This window comes from Streptomyces sp. NPDC004327, assembly GCF_042873935.1.
GTDB lineage: Bacteria > Actinomycetota > Actinomycetes > Streptomycetales > Streptomycetaceae > Streptomyces.
This window is the reverse complement of record NZ_JBIAME010000010.1, coordinates 136,087-151,901: the sequence shown is the minus strand read 5'-3', so window position 1 is coordinate 151,901 and position 15,815 is coordinate 136,087. Positions and strand designations below refer to the sequence as shown.

The 15,815-nt window shown below is 71.7% G+C and carries 13 protein-coding genes and 1 tRNA gene; 7 read left to right on the top strand and 7 right to left on the bottom strand.

Going from position 1 to position 15,815, the window contains the following annotated elements:
- The first annotated feature begins 73 nt into the window (after positions 1–73).
- Genes ACFYU9_RS30755 through ACFYU9_RS30740 form a run of 4 tightly spaced genes read left to right on the top strand, consistent with a single transcriptional unit; the run spans position 74 to position 4,636 of the window.
- Positions 74–1,006 carry a branched-chain amino acid ABC transporter permease gene (locus tag ACFYU9_RS30755; RefSeq protein WP_389216439.1) on the top strand — a complete coding sequence of 311 codons (933 nt, stop codon included), beginning with the start codon at positions 74–76 and terminating at the stop codon, positions 1,004–1,006.
- Between the two features lie 5 nt (positions 1,007–1,011).
- Complete coding sequence (locus ACFYU9_RS30750; protein ID WP_389347064.1) at positions 1,012–2,763, top strand: branched-chain amino acid ABC transporter permease; 1,752 nt, start codon at positions 1,012–1,014, stop codon at positions 2,761–2,763.
- 5 nt (positions 2,764–2,768) lie between these two features.
- Positions 2,769–3,923 (top strand): ABC transporter ATP-binding protein, encoded by a 1,155-nt coding sequence (locus tag ACFYU9_RS30745; protein WP_389346903.1) that lies wholly within the window; start codon positions 2,769–2,771, stop codon positions 3,921–3,923.
- Positions 3,920–4,636 (top strand): ABC transporter ATP-binding protein, encoded by a 717-nt coding sequence (locus ACFYU9_RS30740; protein WP_389216430.1) that lies wholly within the window; start codon positions 3,920–3,922, stop codon positions 4,634–4,636. Before ACFYU9_RS30745 ends, ACFYU9_RS30740 begins: the two co-directional genes overlap by 4 nt.
- Positions 4,637–4,722: 86 nt before the next feature.
- Here the strand turns inward: ACFYU9_RS30740 and ACFYU9_RS30735 are convergent, their stop codons facing one another.
- Positions 4,723–5,391: an ANTAR domain-containing response regulator gene (locus tag ACFYU9_RS30735; protein ID WP_389216427.1), complete on the bottom strand. Its 669-nt coding sequence runs from the start codon at positions 5,389–5,391 to the stop codon at positions 4,723–4,725.
- 124 nt (positions 5,392–5,515) lie between these two features.
- Between ACFYU9_RS30735 and ACFYU9_RS30730 the strand changes: the two genes are divergently transcribed.
- Positions 5,516–5,588 (top strand) — tRNA-Leu (locus tag ACFYU9_RS30730).
- Between the two features lie 20 nt (positions 5,589–5,608).
- Here ACFYU9_RS30730 and pyk read toward each other — a convergent pair.
- Together pyk and ACFYU9_RS30720 are read right to left on the bottom strand one after the other, a co-directional pair.
- Positions 5,609–7,039, bottom strand: a complete 1,431-nt coding sequence (gene pyk, locus ACFYU9_RS30725; RefSeq protein ID WP_389346902.1) for a pyruvate kinase — start codon at positions 7,037–7,039, stop codon at positions 5,609–5,611.
- A gap of 168 nt (positions 7,040–7,207) precedes the next feature.
- Positions 7,208–7,891 (bottom strand): SIMPL domain-containing protein, encoded by a 684-nt coding sequence (locus ACFYU9_RS30720; protein ID WP_389346901.1) that lies wholly within the window; start codon positions 7,889–7,891, stop codon positions 7,208–7,210.
- 125 nt (positions 7,892–8,016) lie between these two features.
- On the opposite strand from ACFYU9_RS30720, the gene ACFYU9_RS30715 reads away from it, so the two are divergent.
- Complete coding sequence (locus ACFYU9_RS30715) at positions 8,017–9,828, top strand: bifunctional metallophosphatase/5'-nucleotidase (protein ID WP_389346898.1); 1,812 nt, start codon at positions 8,017–8,019, stop codon at positions 9,826–9,828.
- Between the two features lie 7 nt (positions 9,829–9,835).
- On the opposite strand, the gene ACFYU9_RS30710 is transcribed toward ACFYU9_RS30715, so the two are convergent.
- The 4 genes from ACFYU9_RS30710 to ACFYU9_RS30695 form a co-directional block, all read right to left on the bottom strand.
- Entirely contained in the window at positions 9,836–11,302 is a 1,467-nt protein-coding gene (locus tag ACFYU9_RS30710) for a lysine N(6)-hydroxylase/L-ornithine N(5)-oxygenase family protein (RefSeq protein ID WP_389216415.1), read from the bottom strand.
- Complete coding sequence (locus ACFYU9_RS30705; RefSeq protein ID WP_389346896.1) at positions 11,299–12,684, bottom strand: pyridoxal phosphate-dependent decarboxylase family protein; 1,386 nt, start codon at positions 12,682–12,684, stop codon at positions 11,299–11,301. The genes ACFYU9_RS30710 and ACFYU9_RS30705 overlap by 4 nt, the downstream gene beginning before the upstream one ends.
- A 94-nt stretch (positions 12,685–12,778) precedes the next feature.
- Positions 12,779–14,446: a multicopper oxidase family protein gene (locus ACFYU9_RS30700; protein ID WP_389346894.1), complete on the bottom strand. Its 1,668-nt coding sequence runs from the start codon at positions 14,444–14,446 to the stop codon at positions 12,779–12,781.
- Positions 14,439–14,816 carry a hypothetical protein gene (locus tag ACFYU9_RS30695; RefSeq protein ID WP_389216406.1) on the bottom strand — a complete coding sequence of 126 codons (378 nt, stop codon included), beginning with the start codon at positions 14,814–14,816 and terminating at the stop codon, positions 14,439–14,441. The genes ACFYU9_RS30700 and ACFYU9_RS30695 overlap by 8 nt, the downstream gene beginning before the upstream one ends.
- A 97-nt stretch (positions 14,817–14,913) precedes the next feature.
- On the opposite strand from ACFYU9_RS30695, the gene ACFYU9_RS30690 reads away from it, so the two are divergent.
- A complete protein-coding gene (locus tag ACFYU9_RS30690; protein ID WP_389216403.1) occupies positions 14,914–15,813 on the top strand; it encodes a LysR family transcriptional regulator in 900 nt (299 codons plus the stop codon).
- Positions 15,814–15,815: the final 2 nt, after the last annotated feature.

Genomic DNA, 15,815 nt, shown 5'->3' with positions numbered 1-15,815 from the left:
ACCACGACCGCGCGAGGGCGCAAACAGCGCCCTCGCGCGGTGTCATATCCGACAAGCTCATCGGAGGCCCGCGGTGAACGAACTGCCGCAACAGCTGGCCAACGGTCTGGCCCTCGGTGCCCTTTATGGCCTCATCGCCATCGGGTACACCATGGTCTACGGCATCGTCCAGCTCATCAACTTCGCCCACGGCGAGATCTTCATGATCGGGGGCTTCGGCGCCCTCACCACCTACTCCGTTCTGCCGAGCGGAACGTCCCTGCTGGTGGCGATCCCGCTCATGATCGTCGGTGGCGCGATCGCCTCCGTGGCCGTCGCCACCGCCGCCGAACGGTTCGCCTACCGGCCGCTGCGCAACGCGCCCCGGCTCGCCCCGCTGATCACCGCGATCGGCCTGTCCATCGCGCTGCAGCAGCTGGTCTGGCAGTTCTACCCGGACGCCAAGAAGGCCGTCAGCTTCCCCGAGTTCCCGGGTGAGGCCTTCGAGATCACCAAGAACCTCTCGATCCAGCGCGCCGACCTCTTCGTCCTGGTCCTCGCCCCGCTGTGCATGCTCGCCCTCGGCCTCTTCGTCTCCAAGAGCCGCAGCGGCCGCGCCATGCAGGCCACCGCGCAGGACCCGGACACCGCGAAGCTGATGGGCATCAACACCGACCGCATCATCGTGATGGCCTTCGCCATCGGTGCCGCGTTCGCCGCCGTCGCCGCCGTCGCCTACGGCCTCGACAAGGGCCAGATCAACTTCGAGATGGGCTTCATCCTCGGCCTCAAGGCGTTCACCGCGGCCGTCCTCGGCGGCATCGGCAACATCTACGGCGCCATGGTCGGCGGCGTGGTCCTCGGCATCGCCGAGTCCCTCTCGATCGCCTACATCGAGGACATACCCGGCATGCAGCAGCTCGGCGGCGGTGCCTGGTCCAACGTGTGGGCCTTCGTCCTCCTCATCGTGGTGCTCCTCGTGCGGCCGCAGGGCCTGCTGGGCGAGCGCGTCGCGGACAGGGCGTGAGCAGCATGACGACCGAGAACATCACCGCGCCCGTGGCCGAGACCACGGCCAGGCCCACCGCTCTGCTGTGGGCGATCGTCGCCGGCTCCGCCCTGACCGTCGCCTCCGCCTTCCTCGCCTGGACGTGGACCGCGGAGTTCCCCGGCGACCTCACGATCTACGGCAACCCCGCCCCGCTCCAGCTGCTCACGCTCGTCGGAGCCGTCCTCACCGGTCTGTTCGCGCTCTCCGCGCTCGGCGTCAAGGGCCTCGGCTGGCTGACCCCGGCCGGCGCCCGCAAGCCGCTGTGGATCATCGCCCTGGGCACCTTCGCCACCACCCTCTTCACGGCGGTCGCGATCATCGTGGAGCTGGGCCACCTGGTGGACCTGGAGCCCGGTGCCGTCGTCGCCGTCGTGGCCGCGGCCGTTCCGGCGGTCGCCGCGTACAAGGTGCCCGACGACACCCGCAAGGCCGCCCCGGCGAAGAAGCTGGCGTCGTGGGCCGAGATCCTGATCATCGTCGCCGTCTTCACCGTCGGCCTCCTGGTGGTCACCTTCGGCATCGACACCGACGACAACGAGCCGCAGCTCTTCGTCGCGTACCTGATCCTGGTCGGCTTCTCCGCCACGGCGCTGGTCAAGTCCGGGCTCACCACCCGCCTTTCGCAGATCACGGCGCGCAACCGCCAGGTCACGGTCACCGCCAGCCTCGTCATGGCGATCGCGTTCCCGTTCCTCCAGCAGAGCGGCGACACGTACACGCTGATCGCGGTCAACATCCTGATCTTCGCGACCGTCGCCCTCGGCCTGAACATCGTCGTCGGCCTCGCGGGTCTGCTCGACCTCGGTTACGTCGCGTTCCTCGGCGTCGGCGCGTACACCGCGGCCCTGGTCTCCGGCGCCACCTCCTCCGCCTTCGGCGTCCAGTTCCCCTTCTGGGCCGCGGCCCTCACCGGCATGGCCGCCTCGCTGGTCTTCGGTGTCGTCATCGGCGCCCCGACGCTGCGGCTGCGCGGCGACTACCTCGCCATCGTGACCCTCGGCTTCGGTGAGATCTTCCGCATCGCCATGGGCAACCTGGACGGCACCTCGGGCCCGCAGATCACCAACGGCCCGAACGGCATCCCGAACATCCCGCAGCTGGAGTTCTTCGGCTACAACTTCGGCGAGTCGCACACCGTGTTCGGCATCGAGCTCGGCGCCTACGCCAACTACTACCTGCTCATGATCCTCATCATGGCGCTGGTCGTGGTCGTCTTCTCCCGAGCGGGCAACAGCCGCATCGGCCGTGCCTGGGTCGCGATCCGCGAGGACGAGACCGCCGCCACCGCCATGGGCATCAACGGCTTCCGCGTGAAGCTCGTCGCCTTCGCCCTCGGCGCGGCTCTCGCCGGCCTCGCGGGCACGGTGCAGGCGCACGTCAACACCACGGTCGTGCCGGAGAACTACGTGTTCGCCGGTCCCGTCCCGCCGAACTCCGCGTTCCTCCTCGCGGCCGTCATCCTCGGCGGCATGGGCACCATCACCGGTCCCATCGTCGGCTCCGCCCTCCTCTTCCTCATCCCGGCCAAGCTGTCGTTCCTCCAGGACTACCAGCTGCTCGGCTTCGGCATCGCGCTGATCCTGCTGATGCGCTTCCGCCCCGAGGGCCTCATCGCCAACAAGCGGGCGCGACTGGAATTCCACGAGAACGACGACCAGCTCGACGTACCGGAGCAGCGGCAGCCCGCGGAAGCGGACTCGGCGGCCGCCGGCACGGCGAAGGCAGGGGCGTGAACGGCATGACGACCACCACCACCGAGAAGGCGACGGCCACCGGGGCCACCGTCCTCGACGCCAGCGGTGTCACCATGCGCTTCGGCGGTCTGACCGCCGTGCGCGGGGTGGACCTGACCGTCCGCGAGGGCGAGATCGTCGGTCTGATCGGCCCCAACGGCGCCGGCAAGACGACCTTCTTCAACTGCCTGACCGGTCTGTACGTCCCGACCGAGGGCCAGGTCAGCTACAAGGGCACGGTGCTCCCGCCCAAGCCGCACCTGGTCACCCAGGCCGGCATCGCCCGCACCTTCCAGAACATCCGGCTCTTCTCCAACATGACGGTCCTGGAGAACGTCCTCGTCGGACGGCACACCCGGACCAAGGAGGGCCTGTGGTCCGCGCTGCTGCGCGGCCCCGGCTTCAAGCGCGCGGAGGCCGCCTCCCGCGAACGGGCCATGGAGCTCCTGGAGTTCGTGGGCCTGGCGAACAAGGCCGAGCACCTGGCGCGCAACCTGCCGTACGGCGAGCAGCGCAAGCTGGAGATCGCCCGCGCGCTCGCCAGCGACCCGGGTCTGCTGCTGCTCGACGAGCCGACGGCCGGCATGAACCAGGCCGAGACCCGCACCACCGAGGAGCTCGTCTTCGCGATCCGCGACCGCGGCATCGCGGTCCTGGTCATCGAGCACGACATGAAGTTCATCTTCAAGCTGTGCGACCGGGTCGCCGTCCTCGTCCAGGGCGAGAAGCTCGTCGAGGGCACGGCCGAGGTCGTCCAGGGCGACGAACGCGTCGTGGCCGCGTACCTGGGCACGCCGTACGAGGGCGCGCCGGGCGCGGCCGAGGTCGCCGAGGTCGAGGCGGCGGAGGCCCACGCGGCCGAGGAGGCCGGCGAGGCGGCCCAGGCCGAGGCAGCGGAGGCCGAGGAATCCGAGGCCGCTCCGGCCGCGGAGGCCGAGGAAGCCACGGAAGCCGCAGAGGCCGCGGAGCCGGAGGCCACCCCGGCCGACTCCTCCGACGACACCTCCGCGGAGGACGCCGCCGACGCGGACAACGCCGACGAGGCCGAGGAGGCCGACGAGGCCCCCGCTCCGGCGGCCGAGGCGGGCTCCGCCGAATCCGCCGAATCCGCGGGCACCGCCGGCAGCGCGGACAGCACCACCGAAGGAGACTCCAAGTGACCGCACTCCTCGAAGTCGAGGACCTCAGGGTCGCCTACGGCAAGATCGAGGCCGTCAAGGGCATCTCCTTCTCCGTCGAGGCGGGCCAGGTCGTCGCCCTCATCGGCACCAACGGCGCCGGCAAGACCACCACCCTGCGGACCCTGTCCGGGCTCCTCAAGCCCAGCGCGGGCAAGATCACCTTCGACGGCGAGGTCCTCAACGACGTCCCCGCCCACAAGGTGGTCGCCCGGGGCCTCGCGCACTCCCCCGAGGGCCGGCACATCTTCCCCCGGCTCACCATCGCGGAGAACCTCCAGCTGGGCGCCTTCCTGCGCAGCGACAAGGACGGCATCGAGCGGGACGTGCAGCGGGCGTACGACCTCTTCCCGATCCTGGGCGAGCGTCGCAAGCAGGCGGCGGGCACGCTGTCCGGCGGTGAGCAGCAGATGCTGGCGATGGGCCGGGCGCTGATGTCCCAGCCGAAGCTGCTGATGCTCGACGAGCCGTCGATGGGTCTCTCCCCGATCATGATGCAGAAGATCATGGAGACGATCGACACGCTGAAGTCCGAGGGCATGACGATCCTGCTCATCGAGCAGAACGCGCAGGCCGCCCTGTCCCTCGCGGACTACGGCTACGTGCTCGAGGTCGGCAAGATCAAGCTGTCCGGCACCGGCCAGGACCTGCTCGTGAACGACGACGTGCGCAAGACGTACCTCGGCGAGGAGTAGGACCCACGGATACGAGAAGGCCCGCCCCGCATCGCGCGGGGCGGGCCTTCTCGTCGTGGGAACGTACGTACGCCTCGTGCGGACGCCTACTGCTCCTTGGCCTTCGCGGCCTTCTTCTCCTCGGCGTCCTCGATGACCGCCTCCGCGACCTGCTGCATCGACAGGCGGCGGTCCATCGACGTCTTCTGGATCCAGCGGAACGCGGCCGGCTCGGTGAGCCCGTACTGCGTCTGCAGGATCGACTTGGCGCGGTCGACGAGCTTGCGGGTCTCCAGGCGCTGGCTGAGGTCGGCGACCTCCTGCTCCAGGGCGCGCAGCTCGGCGAAGCGGGAGACGGCCATCTCGATGGCCGGCACCACGTCGCTCTTGCTGAACGGCTTGACCAGGTACGCCATGGCGCCGGCGTCCCGGGCACGCTCGACGAGCTCGCGCTGGGAGAAGGCGGTGAGCATGAGGACCGGGGCGATGGACTCGCCGGCGATCTTCTCGGCGGCCGAGATGCCGTCGAGGACCGGCATCTTCACGTCGAGGATGACGAGGTCGGGGCGGTGCTCCCGGGCCAGCTCGACGGCCGTGGCCCCGTCGCCGGCCTCGCCGACGACCGTGTAGCCCTCCTCCTCCAGCATCTCCTTGAGGTCGAGGCGGATGAGGGCCTCGTCCTCGGCGATGACGACGCGGGTCGTCAGCGGCGGGACGTGGGACGCGGTGCCGGCGTCGTCGTCGGCGGCGGGCTGGGGCGACTCGGGGGAGGTCACGCGGGCTCCTCGTTCAGGGCCTCGTTCCGGGGGAATCGAGGCGGATACAGCTCCCCATGAGCGTACCCACCTCCTGTAAGGTAGGGCTACGGCGGGTGACCGCCGCCCTTCGTTTCGAAGGTGGGCCCCGGTAGCCCAGCGGTAGAGGCAATGGTCTCAAACACCATCTAGCGTGGGTTCGAATCCCACCCGGGGTACATTAACGCGATTTCCAAGGTCACGTTCCGAGAGGGTCACCGATGTGGTGGACCCGGACCAGGTTGGTGGAGCCCGCGACGCCGGGCGGTGAGCCGGCCGTGATGACCACGATGTCCCCCTTCTCGCAGCGGCCGATCCTCAGCAGCTCCTCGTCCACCTGGGCGACCATGGCGTCGGTCGAGTCGACGTGCGGGCCGAGGAAGGTCTCGACGCCCCAGGTGAGGTTGAGCTGGGAGCGGGTGGCCGGGTCCGGCGTGAAGGCGAGCAGCGGGATCGGCGAGCGGTAGCGGGAGAGCCGCTTGACGGTGTCACCGGACTGGGTGAACGCGACCAGGAACTTCGCCCCGAGGAAGTCGCCGATCTCGGCGGCCGCCCGGGCCACCGCGCCGCCCTGGGTGCGGGGCTTGCTGCGCTCGGTCAGCGGCGGCAGGCCCTTGGCGAGGATGTCCTCCTCGGCCGCCTCGACGATCCGGCTCATGGTGCGCACGGTCTCGATCGGGTACTTGCCGACGCTGGTCTCGCCGGAGAGCATCACGGCGTCGGTGCCGTCGATGACGGCGTTGGCCACGTCGCTGGCCTCGGCGCGGGTGGGGCGGGAGTTGTCGATCATCGAGTCGAGCATCTGGGTGGCGACGATGACCGGCTTGGCGTTCCGCTTGGCGAGCTTGACGGCCCGCTTCTGCACGATCGGCACCTGCTCCAGGGGCATTTCGACGCCGAGGTCGCCGCGGGCGACCATGATGCCGTCGAAGGCGGCGACGATCTCGTCGATGTTCTCGACGGCCTGCGGCTTCTCGATCTTGGCGATGACCGGGACCCGGCGGCCCTCCTCGTCCATGATCCGGTGGACGTCCTCGACGTCCCGGGCGCCGCGGACGAAGGAGAGGGCGATGACGTCGGCGCCGGTGCGCAGGGCCCAGCGCAGGTCCTCGACGTCCTTCTCGGACAGGGCGGGGACGGAGACGGCGACTCCGGGCAGGTTGAGGCCCTTGTTGTCGGAGATCATGCCGCCCTCGACGACGAGGGTGCGCACGCGCGGCCCTTCGACGCCGGTCACCTCGAGCGTGACGCGACCGTCGTCGACGAGGATGCGCTCGCCGGTGGTGACGTCCGCGGCGAGGCCGGCGTAGGTGGTGCCGCAGCAGTGGCGGTCGCCCTCCATCGGCTCGACGGTGATGGTGAACTCGTCGCCGCGTTCAAGGAGTACGGGGCCCTCGCGGAAGCGGCCGAGGCGGATCTTCGGGCCTTGAAGGTCGGCGAGGACGCCGACGCTCCGGCCGGTCTCCTCGGCGGCCTTGCGGACGTGCCGGTAGCGCTCCTCGTGCTCGGCGTATCCACCGTGGCTGAGATTGAATCGGGCCACGTCCATTCCGGCCTCGATCAATGCCTTGATCTGGTCGTATGTTTCGGTGGCGGGCCCAAGGGTACAAACGATTTTTGCTCGGCGCATAAGGCGAGCCTAGGGCTTACCGATGGGTAGCGAAGGGGCCCGGCATGACGACTCAACAACCTTTCCGTGAAAGGTTGTTGACAAGACTTGAATGTGTGCGCGGGGCTGCTCCAATGAGCGGATTACGGCCCGAAAAACCGTTCGCCCCACAGGGCGGCCGGAATGCCGTCAGAGCACGGGCGGCGTCATCGTGAACCGTGCCGCGACCTCCGCCGTGACCGTCTGGCGCTGCGGTTCCAGATCCAGCGGAGCGGGTGCTTCCACCGACTCGGCCGCGAAGGCCATCCGCATGCCGCCACCGCCGGGCCCGCCGTACGGAGCTCCCGCGCCGAGACCGGTGTCGGAGAGTTCGAGCAGCGCGACGAGCGAGGAGCCGAGCGCCTCCGCGTACTCCCGGGCCCGGCGCACCGCCTCCTTCACCGCCTGCCGGCGCGCCTCCGCGTACGCCGGCGAGTCCGGGCGCAGCGACCACCAGGGGCCGTCGACCCGGGTCCACTCCAGGTCGGCGAGGCGGGTGGTCAGCTCTCCGAGCGCGGTGAAGTCGGTCAGCTCGGCCGTCAGGTGCACCCAGCCCTGGTAGCCGCGGACCCGTTCGCCGCGGCCGTGCCGGGCGCCTTCCGGGGTGATGGAGAGGGCGCCCGTCTCCAGGGTGGCGACGGCGTCCCCGTACGACTTGACCAGGGCGATCGCCTCGGCGTTACGGCCCGTCAGGGCGGCGAGCACCGAGGCCCGGTCGGTGCCGCGGGCCCGTACCGCCACGCCGATCCGGGCGAGTTCGGGCTCCACTTCGAGGCGGCCCTCGCCGCGGACGGTCACCTGAGGCGTCTCGGGGGTCGGGTGCGGCTGTGTCATACCGAACACTTTCCCACTCCGTAACCCTAAAGGGCTGTTGCGACAGTGCGGTCTGAGCCAGAATCTACGCGCGTTGTGCGCCAGTGAAGGCGCCGGCGCCGCAGATCAAAAGGGGAGAAACACACATGCCGCTGAACCGCAGGACGTTCCTGGAGCGCTCGGCCGCCGCCGGTGCCGCCGTGGCGCTGACCGGGGCCGTCGCCGCCCCCGCCGAGGCCCAGGAGGGCACCGCCGCCCTCGACCGTCCGCGCCCGCGGAAGCGGTACTCGTTCACCGTGATGGGCACCACCGACCTGCACGGGAACGTGTTCAACTGGGACTACTTCACCGACAAGGAGTTCGACGACAAGGCCCACAACGACGTCGGCCTCGCCAAGATCTCCACCCTGGTCAACCAGGTCCGCGCCGAGAAGGGCGAGGAGAACACCCTCCTCATCGACGCCGGTGACACCATCCAGGGCACCCAGCTGTCGTACTACTACGCCAAGGTCGACCCGATCACCAAGGCCGGCGGCCCGGTCCACCCGATGGCCCAGGCCATGAACGCGATCGGCTACGACGCCGCCGCGCTCGGCAACCACGAGTTCAACTACGGCATCCCGGTGCTGCGCAAGTTCCAGGAGCAGCTCGACTTCCCGCTGCTCGGCGCCAACGCGCTCGACGCGAAGACGCTGCGGCCGGCCTTCCCGCCGTACAGCCTGCACTGTCTGCGCACCCCGCACGGCCGTGACGTGACGGTCGCCGTGCTCGGTCTGACCAACCCCGGCATCGCCATCTGGGACAAGAACAACGTCACCGGCAAGATGGTCTTCCCCGGCCTGGAGGAGCAGGCGGCGAAGTGGGTGCCGAAGCTGCGCTCGATGGGCGCCGACGTCGTCATCGTCTCCGCCCACTCCGGTTCCAGCGGCACCTCGTCCTACGGCGACCAGCTGCCGTACATCGAGAACGCGGCCGGGCTCGTCGCCGAGCAGGTGCCCGGCATCGACGCGATCCTCGTCGGTCACGCGCACACCGAGATCCCCGAGTACCGGATCAAGAACAAGGAGACGGGCAAGGACGTCGTGCTGTCCGAGCCGCTCAAGTGGGGCCAGCGGCTCACCCTGTTCTCCTTCGACCTGGTGTGGGAGAAGGGCAGCTGGATCGTCGAGAAGGTCGGCGCCCAGGTCCTCAACTCCAACACGGTCGCCGAGGACCCGGAGATCACCGGGCTGCTCGCGGACGAGCACAAGAAGGTCGTCGCCTACGTCAACCAGGTGATCGGCACCTCGACCGCCGCCATGACCACGGCCGACGCGCCGTGGAAGGACGAGCCGATCATCGACCTGATCAACGTCGTCCAGGCCGAGACCGTGAAGGCGGCCCTCGCGGGCGGCGCCTACGCGAACCTGCCGGTGCTCTCGCAGGCGTCCTGCTTCTCCCGGACCGCCCGCATCCCGGCCGGCGAGATCTCCATCAAGGACGCCGCCGGGCTCTACCCCTTCGAGAACACCCTGGAGGCCCGGCTGATGACGGGCGCCCAGCTGAAGGACTACCTGGAGTACTCGGCGAAGTACTACGTCCAGACCCCGGCGGGCGCGCCCGTCGACACCGCGAAGCTGACCAACGCGGACAACACCCCGGACTACAACTACGACGCCGTGTCGGGCCTCACGTACGACATCGACATCGCCAAGCCGGCCGGCCAGCGGATCGGCAACCTGTCCTTCCAGGGCAAGCCGCTCGACCCGGCCGCGCAGTTCGTGCTCGCGGTGAACAACTACCGCGCGAGCGGCGGCGGCGCGTTCCCGCACGTGGCCAAGGCGCAGCAGCTGTGGTCCAACTCGGACGAGATCCGCAACACGATCATCGGCTGGGTGAAGGCGAAGGGGACGGTCGACCCGGGCACCTTCGCGTCGGTGGACTGGAAGCTGACCCGGGACGGCGTGCCGGTGTTCTAGTCACCCCTCATTGCTGTACGAGAGGCGTCAGCTTCCGGTCCTGGGCCGGAATGCCCGGCGCCTCTCGCGCGTCCAGGCCGAAACTCGTGAAGGCGGTGCGGCGCGGCAGCGGGTACGGCTCCTTGCCCGTGACCGCGTTGAGGATGACCGCGCTGCGCCAGGCGGCGAGGCCCAGGTCGGGGGCGCCGACGCCGTGGGTGTGCCGCTCGGCGTTCTGGACGTGGACGGCGCCGGTGACGGAGTCGTCGAGGACGAGGCGGTACTCGGCGTCGATCCGGGGCCGGCCGTCGGCGTCGCGCCGCACGTACGGGTCGAGGCCGGCCAGCATCCGGTCGACGGGGCGCTCGCGGTAGCCGGTGGCGAGGACGACGGCGTCGGTGGTCAGCCGGGAGCGGCTGGACTGCTGCGCGTGCTCCAGGTGCAGCTCGATCCGGGTGGTGGCGACCCGGCCGGCGGTGCGGACCCGGACGCCGGGGGTGAGCACCGCGTCCGGCCAGCCGCCGTGCAGGCTGCGGCGGTAGAGCTCGTCGTGGATGGCGGCCATCGTGTCGGCGTCGATGCCCTTGTGCAACTGCCACTGGCGGGGCATGAGTTCGCCGCGGACCCGCTCGGGCAGGGCGTGGAAGTAGCGGGTGTAGTCGGGGGTGAAGTGCTCCAGGCCGAGCTTGGAGTACTCCATCGGGGCGAACGCCTCGGTGCGGGCCAGCCAGTGGATCCGCTCCCTGCCGACGGGACGGGTGCGCAACAGGTCGAGGAAGACCTCGGCGCCGGACTGGCCGGAGCCGATGACGGTGACGTGCTCGGCCGCCAGCAGCGCGTCGCGGTGCGCGAGGTAGTCCGCGGAGTGGATCACCGGCACGCCGGGCGCGTCGGCGAGCGGGCGGAGCGGTTCGGGGACGTACGGCTCGGTGCCGACGCCGAGGACGACGTTGCGGGTGTAGGAGCGGCCGAGCGCGGCGGCCTCGCCGTCGGCGTCGAGCTGGGTGAAGTCGACCTCGAAGAGGCGGCGCTCGGGGTTCCAGCGGACGGAGTCGACCTGGTGGCCGAAGTGCAGGCCGGGGACGAGCTCGCTGACCCAGCGGCAGTAGGCGTCGTACTCGGCGCGCTGGATGTGGAATCTCTCGGCGAAGTAGAAGGGGAAGAGCCGGTCGCGGGAGCGGAGGTAGTTGAGGAAGCTCCACGGGCTGGCCGGGTCGGCGAGGGTCACCAGGTCGGCCAGGAACGGGACTTGGAGGGTGGCGCCCTCGATGAGCAGCCCGGGGTGCCAGTGGAAGGCGGGCCGCTGCTCGTAGAAGGCGGTGGCCAGGGAGCCGGGGACGCCGTGGGCGAGGGCGGCGAGGGAGAGGTTGAACGGGCCGATGCCGACGCCCACCAGGTCGTACGGGCGGTCAGGGTCGTGCGGGGGGCGGGTGGTGTCGCCTTCGGCGGTGGTGCCGTCGGCATTGCCTTCGGTGGGGCCGGTGCTGCCGGTCATCGGTCGGTGCTGCCTTCCACGAGGGTGATGATCTCTGCCAGGTCGCCGGGGGTGGCGTGGGGGTTGAGAAGGGTGGCCTTCAGCCACAGCCGCCCGTCGGCCGCGGCCCGGCCGAGCACGGCGCGGCCCTGGGTGAGCAGGGTGCGGCGGATTCCGGCGACGGCGGCGTCGGACGCGTCGTACGGGCGGAAGAGGACGGTCGTGAGGGTGGGGCGGGCGTAGAGCTCCAGGCCCGGGGCCTTCTCGACCAGGTCGGCGAGGTGTCCGGCGAGGTCCATGCAGGCGTCGACGAGCCCGCCGAGGCCGTCGCGGCCGAGGGCACGCAGGGTCACGGCGGTCTTCAGGACGTCGGGGCGGCGGGTGGTGCGCAGGGAGCGGCCGAGGAGGTCGGGGAGGCCGGCCTCGGTGTCGTCGTCGGCGTTGAGGTAGTCGGCGGTGTGGGTGAGGGCGGAGAGGTCGGCGCCGTCGCGGACGGCGAGCAGGCCCGCGGCGGCCGGCTGCCAGCCCAGTTTGTGCAGGTCGATCGTGACCGTGCGGGCCCGGTCGAGTCCGGCGAGGAGGCGGCGGTGGGTGTCGCTGAGGAGGGCCGGGCCGCCGTAGGCCGCGTCGACGTGGAGGTCGGCGCCGCCGTGCGCGGCGCAGAGGTCGGCGATCTCCGGGAGCGGGTCGATCAGTCCGGCGTCGGTGGTGCCGGCGGTCGCGGTGACGAGGAGCGGGCCGGGGAGGTCGGTGAGTGCCTCGTCGAGGGCGACCGGGTCCATGGTGCCGCCGGGCGCGGGGACGACGACGGGTTCGGGCAGGCCGAGCAGCCAGGCCGCGCGGTGGAAGGAGTGGTGGGCGTTGGCACCGACGAGGACCCGCACGGTGCCGTGTCGGGCGTGGCGCTCGCGGGCGAGGAGCAGGGCGAGCTGGTTGGACTCGGTGCCGCCGGTGGTGACGAGCGCGTCGGGCGCGGGCGCGTCCGGGTAGGTCACGGTGGCGAGGGTCGCCGTGACCAGCGCTTCGAGGGCGGAGGCGGCCGGGGCCTGGTCCCAGGAGTCCATGGAGGGGTTGAGCGCGGACGCGGCGAGGTCGGCGGCGGCGGAGAGGGCGAGCGGCGGGGTGTGCAGGTGCGCGGCGCACAGCGGGTGGGCGGGGTCGGCGGCGCCGGCGGCGAGCGCGCGCACGAGGGTGCGGAGGGCTTCCTCGGCGCCGGTGCCGGTCTCGGGGAGTACGGCGCCGAGGGCGTCGCGGACCTGGTGGGCGACCGCGCCGGGCCCTCCGGCGGGCAGCGGCCCGCCGCGGGCCTCGGCTCCGTCGCGCAGGGCGTCGAGGACGGTCAGGAGGAGGGGGCGCAGGGCGTCGGGCCCGGGGACGCCTCCGGCGAGGGGTGCGGCACGCATGGACGACAGGGTGCCGGGGGTGGGGGCGGCCTGTCCTGGGAGTGGCGCGGAGTGACCCGAACGAGGGACGGGCGCGGTATTCCTCCGCGCTCGTTCAGATCACCTCCAGGTTCGCCATCATGCCCATGTCCTCGTGTTCCGCGTTGTGGCAGTGGAAGAGGTAGCGGCCTCGGTAGGCGTCGAAGCGGGTGAGGATTTCGGCGGACTCGCCGGGGCGCAGCGAGATCGTGTCCTTCAGGCCGGCGTCGTGCGGGAGGGGGGCCTCGCCGCCGCGGGAGAGGATGCGGAAGCCGCTGAGGTGGAGGTGGACGGGGTGGTGGACGTCGGCCACGAGGCGCCAGACCTCGGTGTCGCCGTGGCGGACGGTGACGTCGGTGCGGGTGGGGTCGAAGGCGCGGCCACCGATGAGCCAGCCGTGGGTGCCGCCGTCGCCCGTCCGGCCGGCGCGGAAGGCGAAGTCCCGCACGCGGACCGCGTCTTCGCGGCGCCAGGCGGGCAGGTCGGTGGAGAGCACGCGCGGGACGCGGCTGGTGTCGGCGGCCTTGCGGGCGACCCGGAAGGCCATGACGTCCCGGGTGCGGCCGGAGCCGAGCCGGTTGACGAGCCGGACGAGGGTGCCGACCGGCATCCGGGAGAAGTCGACGACCAGGTCGTAGCGTTCGGCGGGGGCGACGGGCAGGGACCGGTGGGTGACCGGCCCGGCGAGCAGGCCCTGGTCGGCGCCGATCTGGAGGAAGTCGTACGAGCGGCCGTCGCCGGCGTCCTCGAACGCGAGCTCGTAGTGCCGGGCGTTCGACCCGTTCAGGACGCGCAGCCGGTAGCGGGCGGCGTCGACCTCGTGGACGGGCCAGGGCGCGCCGTTGACGAGGATGACGTCGCCGAGGACACCGGCGGCGTACGGCTCGCGCACGCCGGGGCGGTCGCGCAGGGCCGGGTCGAGGGAGGGGTAGTCGAGGCTGCCGTCCTCGGCGAAGGCGCGGTCGGCGATCATCAGGGGCAGTTCGCGCGGGCCCGAGGGCAGGCCGAGGGCGTCCTCGGCGTCGTCGCGGACGATGTGCAGGCCGGCGAGGCCGCGCCAGATCGCGGGGGCGGTGAAGTCCATCCGGTGGTCGTGGTACCAGAGCAGCGCCGGGCGCTGGTCGAGCGGGAAGGTGTAGTCGCGGGTGACCTCGGTGGTGACGGCACGCGGGTCGTGCGCGCTCATGCCCGCGCCCATGTCCATGCCGTGGCCCGGCATCCCGTGGCCCCCGTGCGCGCCGTCGCCCCGCGCACCGTCGCCCCGCGCCCCGGGGCCCGCCCGGTGCCAGCCCTCGGGGACGACCAGGTCCGTCGGGTAGCCGTCCGACGCCGCCGGGGTGCGCCCGCCGTGGAGGTGGACGACGGTCGGCACGGGCAGTTCGTTGCGGTGGGTGACGGTGACGGGCCGGCCCCGGCGCGACTCGATCGTCGGGCCGGGGAAGGTGCCGCCGTACGTCCACAGCCGGGTCCGGACACCGGGCAGGATCTCCGCCGTGACCTCGCGCTGGGTGATCGCGTACCGGTCGGCGCCGCCGGTCCGGCCGACCGGTGCGAGCACGGACGGGATCGGCAGCGGCACCTGGAAGGGGCGCGGGAGCGGTACGGCGCTGCGCAGTTCGGCGCCGGTGGCCGCCGGGCGGCGGGACAGCGCGGCCGCGGCGGACAGCCCGGTGACGGCCATCACCCCCAACGCGCCGCCGATGCCCAGGATCTGGCGCCTCGTCATCTCCTCGCCGTCACGCATCGGCGGCCTCCCGCCGGACGAGCGGACGTGCCCACACCGCCACGAACAGCAGGGCCGCGGCCACGATGGTGAACACGCCGAGCGGGATGTGCAGCCACAGGGCGCCGGCCGTCCCGGCGACGTACTGCACCGTCTCGGCCACCGCGAGCGCCAGCGTGCCGAGGAACGGCCAGGCCCGGCGCAGCCGCACCCACAGCACGACCGCCACGACCAGCTGGACCAGGCACAGCGAGGTGACGGCGTCCGCGCCCGCCGCGTGCATGCCGAGACCGTCGAAATCGCCGCTCAGGTACACCCCGGCGAACACCGGCTGGCCGAAGACCGCCACCACGTGCGCCGTGACGGCCGCCCGCCACACCCCCCGAAGCATGAAGCTCCCCTCCCTCTCGAACGGACACCTCGACGCTATGCGCCGGCCGCTACCCTGTCCAAGATCAATACCGCTATGGCGCCATGCCCCGGGAGACATGATGGATCTCCACGCCCTCCGTCAGTTCGCCGTCGTCGCGCGCCTGGAGCACCTCAGCCGCGCCGCCCGGGAACTCCGGGTCGCCCAGCCCTCGTTGAGCCGCACCATCGCCCGCCTGGAGCACGAGCTCGGCACCCCGCTCTTCGACCGGGCCGGGCGCCTTCGGCTGAACGACGCCGGGCGGCTCTTCCTCGGCCATGTCGAACGCGCGCTCGGCGAACTCGACGCGGGGCGGCGGGCGCTGGCCGAGCGGGCCGGCGACGGGTTCGGCACCGTACGGCTCGCGTCGGAGACCTTCCTGACCCTGACCGGTCCGCTGGCCGCCTTCAAGCGGGCCCATCCGTCCGTCGAGGTCGAGCTGCACCAGATGGAGGCCGAGGAGATGGCCCGCCGGCTGCGCGCACAGGAGGTCGACCTGTGCGTGGCCTCGCAGCCCGTGCCGACCGAGGGCCTGGAGGCGGTGCGGCTGCTCGACGAGCCGGTGTGGGTGATCACCCCGCTCGGCCATCCCCTCGCGCCGCTCGCGGACGGCGGCGCGGTCTCCGTCACCGACCTCGCCGACGAGCCCTTCGTCACCACCCGGGAGGGCCACTGGCAGCGCCGGCTGCTCGACCGGCTGTTCGCCGACCACGGGCTCCCGTCCCCGCGGATCGTCTGCGAGGGCGACGAGCCCAGCGCCACCGCGATCCTGGTGGCCGCCGGGCTCGGCCTCGCCCTCATCCCCGACATGGCCCGCCGCAGCGCCACCCGCGCCCCGGTCGCCTGGCTGCGCGTCGACAGCCCGGACTGTCTGCGCACCCTCACCCTGCTGCGCGGCGCCACCGGGAGGCCGACGAGCGCGGCGCGCCTGATGCACGCCACGCTCACCGGCTGGGACTGGACGGCGGGACCGGTCTAGGT

Excerpts from the sequence above, each read along its gene's own strand:
- ACFYU9_RS30705 (WP_389346896.1), bottom strand. The coding sequence starts at position 12,684 with ATGCGTGCCGCACCCCTCGCCGGAGGCGTCCCCGGGCCCGACGCCCTG.
- ACFYU9_RS30710 (WP_389216415.1), bottom strand. The coding sequence starts at position 11,302 with ATGACCGGCAGCACCGGCCCCACCGAAGGCAATGCCGACGGCACCACC.
- ACFYU9_RS30700 (WP_389346894.1), bottom strand. The coding sequence starts at position 14,446 with ATGCGTGACGGCGAGGAGATGACGAGGCGCCAGATCCTGGGCATCGGC.
- pyk (WP_389346902.1), bottom strand. The coding sequence starts at position 7,039 with ATGCGCCGAGCAAAAATCGTTTGTACCCTTGGGCCCGCCACCGAAACA.
- ACFYU9_RS30695 (WP_389216406.1), bottom strand. The coding sequence starts at position 14,816 with ATGCTTCGGGGGGTGTGGCGGGCGGCCGTCACGGCGCACGTGGTGGCG.
- ACFYU9_RS30720 (WP_389346901.1), bottom strand. The coding sequence starts at position 7,891 with ATGACACAGCCGCACCCGACCCCCGAGACGCCTCAGGTGACCGTCCGC.
- ACFYU9_RS30750 (WP_389347064.1), top strand. The coding sequence starts at position 1,012 with ATGACGACCGAGAACATCACCGCGCCCGTGGCCGAGACCACGGCCAGG.
- ACFYU9_RS30745 (WP_389346903.1), top strand. The coding sequence starts at position 2,769 with ATGACGACCACCACCACCGAGAAGGCGACGGCCACCGGGGCCACCGTC.
- ACFYU9_RS30715 (WP_389346898.1), top strand. The coding sequence starts at position 8,017 with ATGCCGCTGAACCGCAGGACGTTCCTGGAGCGCTCGGCCGCCGCCGGT.
- ACFYU9_RS30690 (WP_389216403.1), top strand. The coding sequence starts at position 14,914 with ATGATGGATCTCCACGCCCTCCGTCAGTTCGCCGTCGTCGCGCGCCTG.